Source organism: Catonella sp. (genome assembly GCF_052169795.1).
Lineage (GTDB): Bacteria > Bacillota > Clostridia > Lachnospirales > Lachnospiraceae > Catonella.
This window is the reverse complement of record NZ_JBQNBU010000155.1, coordinates 1-3,095: the sequence shown is the minus strand read 5'-3', so window position 1 is coordinate 3,095 and position 3,095 is coordinate 1. Positions and strand designations below refer to the sequence as shown.

General features: G+C 33.8%; 2 protein-coding genes and 2 pseudogenes. All 4 read left to right on the top strand.

The features are described 5' to 3' along the window. Window positions 1-48: 48 nt before the first annotated feature. Window positions 49-282 (top strand): annotated as a pseudogene (locus tag ACTTKP_RS11880) (hypothetical protein); the annotation flags it as partial. 41 nt (window positions 283-323) lie between these two features. After that, a pseudogene (locus tag ACTTKP_RS11875) lies at window positions 324-842 on the top strand (MobQ family relaxase); the annotation flags it as partial. Between the two features lie 80 nt (window positions 843-922). Further along, complete coding sequence (locus ACTTKP_RS11870; RefSeq protein ID WP_442554099.1) at window positions 923-1,477, top strand: replisome organizer; 555 nt, start codon at window positions 923-925, stop codon at window positions 1,475-1,477. Window positions 1,478-1,563: 86 nt separating this feature from the next. Beyond that, window positions 1,564-2,679, top strand: coding sequence for a PDDEXK nuclease domain-containing protein (locus ACTTKP_RS11865; protein ID WP_442554098.1), 1,116 nt, complete (start codon window positions 1,564-1,566; stop codon window positions 2,677-2,679). Window positions 2,680-3,095: the final 416 nt, after the last annotated feature.

Sequence of the window (3,095 nt, the reverse complement as noted above, 5' to 3'; positions counted from 1 at the left end):
AAACTTATTAACTAAATAGTCTTGAATGACTATACCATTATTATACTAGGAGGAGTATTTGAGAAATTTGAAAAACAGATAACCGGAGCAGAAGAAAGTACCGACAATGATTTAATCTATGCCTTTTTAGATTATGTACTTTCTGATAATCGAAATAGAGAAAAGCTAAAAGAGCTTACAGAAATTCATTTAAGAGAAAAAGAAATCTCCTTAGAAGAAAATCTAAATCTTGAAGAAGAAAACATAAATGATGATTTTGAAGAACCGGAAGATGAAGAATAGAAAAGACAAAAATGTATTATTGCTTGAGACGGAGCAAAGGGAATAAGAAGATTAGTCAAGACATTAAGGCGAAAAACACAAGAATAGAAAACCTGAATAAATGCTTTGCCTATGCGGACATCATCAAGGATAACAAACAAGTCTTTGAGGAATGGAACAGTAAATCCCTATTCAAAGACAGCTTTTACAATTCCCATAAAGATGAGATAGATAAATATAAAAGAGCAAGGGCAATCCTTGAAAAGATAACAGGCTTATCGGCTATCAAGATAAAGGACTGGAAAAAGGAAATTCAAAGCCTTGAAAGTGAAATATCAAAACTCAATAGACAATCTCAAAAGGTCAAAGAAGAATACGAAAGTATCAATCATATCAAGTATGCCGTAAAAACCGTCAATGAAGATCATGGCATAGACTTATCTATTGAGATTGACAAGGCAATTAAGAGAGGAGAAAAAACAAGTGTCATTGCTCAGATTAAGAAATATCAAGAGCAGCAAGAAGCCTACGAAAAACGAAAGGATAAAACAAAGGACTATTACAGGAAAGAGGAAAGATGAAGTCCTAAAATGGGATAACATCAAAAACGAAGGGTGTCGTAAATCACGACATCCTTAAAAAACTAAGAGAGGAGAGAAAAATGGCAGATAAAAGAATGTTTTCACTCAAGATAGTGGATAGCGACTTATTTTTAGAAATGCCTTTAAGTAGTCAATGCCTATATTTTCATCTATCAATGAGGGCAGATGATGACGGCTTTGTAAATAACTCTAAGAAAATCATCAAGATTATCGGAGCGAATGAAGATGACCTGAAAATACTTATTGCCAAAGGCTTTGTGATTGTCTTTGAACAAGGAATTATCGTCATTACGCATTGGAAAATCAACAACTTTATCCGTAAAGACAGATATAAACCGACCTTATATGAAAATGAGGTGCAGAGCCTATCCCAAACTAAAAACGGAATGTATATCAAAGAGGTTGGTTGTCATTTGGTTGCAGGGCGGTTGACAAGCGGTCAACCCAGTATAGATAAGGGTAGATTAGATAAGGTTAGTATAGAAAAGGGGAGAGTAGAACAGGATACCCCCTTTTCTTTTTATGGAGAATATAAAAATATCCGATTAACCGAAGAAGAATACCGAAAGCTGAAAGATAAGCTGCAAGGTCATAAGATAAAAATTAAGCTTTAAAACTCAACTTGAAGGAAATTAGCAGATGAAAAATATTGATAGGTTTGGTATAATTAAATATTATTATGAGTGAGGAGGTATGACCTTTGGATAATAAAGAGCTGTCTATCACAAGTGATAGTGAGTATAAAAAGCTATTGTCAGAGTTAAAAGAGAAAGTAAGAAGTAGCCAACTTAAAGCTGCAATAAAGGTAAATTATGAGTTGTTAGATTTATATTGGACTTTGGGAGAATACATTGTAAAAAATCAAGAACAACATTCATGGGGAGATGCCTTTATAAAATCGTTAGCTAAAGATTTACAAAAAGAATTTCCTGATATGAAAGGTTTTTCTGAAACAAATATTAAGTATATCAGAAGATGGTATTCATTTTATATAAAAGGGCTACAAGGTGTAGCCGAAATAGAAAATAACGACAGCAATTCAAAAGGACTACAGTCTGTAGCCCAATTTGATGAAAGAGTTATCAACCATATTAAACAGATACCTTGGGGACATAATCAAAGGATAATAAATAAGTGCAAGACCATTGATGAAGCCATATATTATGTTGATAAAACTATTGAGAACGGATGGAGTAGGAATGTACTTGTACATCAAATTGAAAGTGGATTATATGGCAGGGAAGGAAAATCTATAACAAACTTTGAAAAAAGGTTACCCGCTCTGCAATCAGATCTTGCAAGACAGACATTAAAAGATCCATATAATTTTGATTTTCTTACCATTAGTGAAGGATATGATGAAAGGGAACTTCAAAAAGAACTGGTTGACAAGATTTCTGATTTTTTACTTGAACTTGGCGAGGGATTTGCCTACATAGGCAAAGAATATCACATAAATATAAATGGAGATGATTTTTATATTGATTTACTGTTTTACAATTTGAAACTCCATTCTTACATTGTTATAGAACTGAAAGCGGAGAAGTTTAAGCCGGAACATTTAGGACAGCTTAATTTCTATGTAACAGCAGTGAATAGAGAGCTAAAAACTGATAGAGATAATGCTACGATTGGACTTCTTATTTGCAAAGATAAAAACGATGTCGTTTGTGAATATTCATTAGAACAAATATCGCAACCTATAGGTATAAGCAAATATGAGATTACTAAATTACTTGAAGCAGAGTATAAGAGCAGTTTGCCGAGTATTGAAGAAATAGAGAAAAAGATCAAAGAAATAGATACGGATAATTAAAAACATCAAAGAAATGAATAAATATTGGCTAATGACGATTGGAGAAAAACACGAATCGTCATTTTTTATTGCAATAGTGTCAACTGACATATGAAAAAATGTTAGTAAAAAAAAAAGCACTTTTACACCTTGAAAACTGTAGATATTTTAGGTTGTGTTAACAGTACGCCACCCTTGACAGCACAACAAGAACTACTGGAAGGTCGTTACCGACGGTGAAGATGATGAGAACAGTTAGTTCTTCTCCGCCGCTTACAGCAGTGTAGCAGTTCTTTTATGAGCCATCAAGGGCAAGCCGCTTGCACGGTGGCTGTTTTCTTACCTCCGGCTCAGAATCTAAGAACAGTTAGAGCCTTTGGCCTGTTGCATTTTTAGTATTCGTTGTTGCCCTAGGAAGATTAGTAGTTGCCATTTAC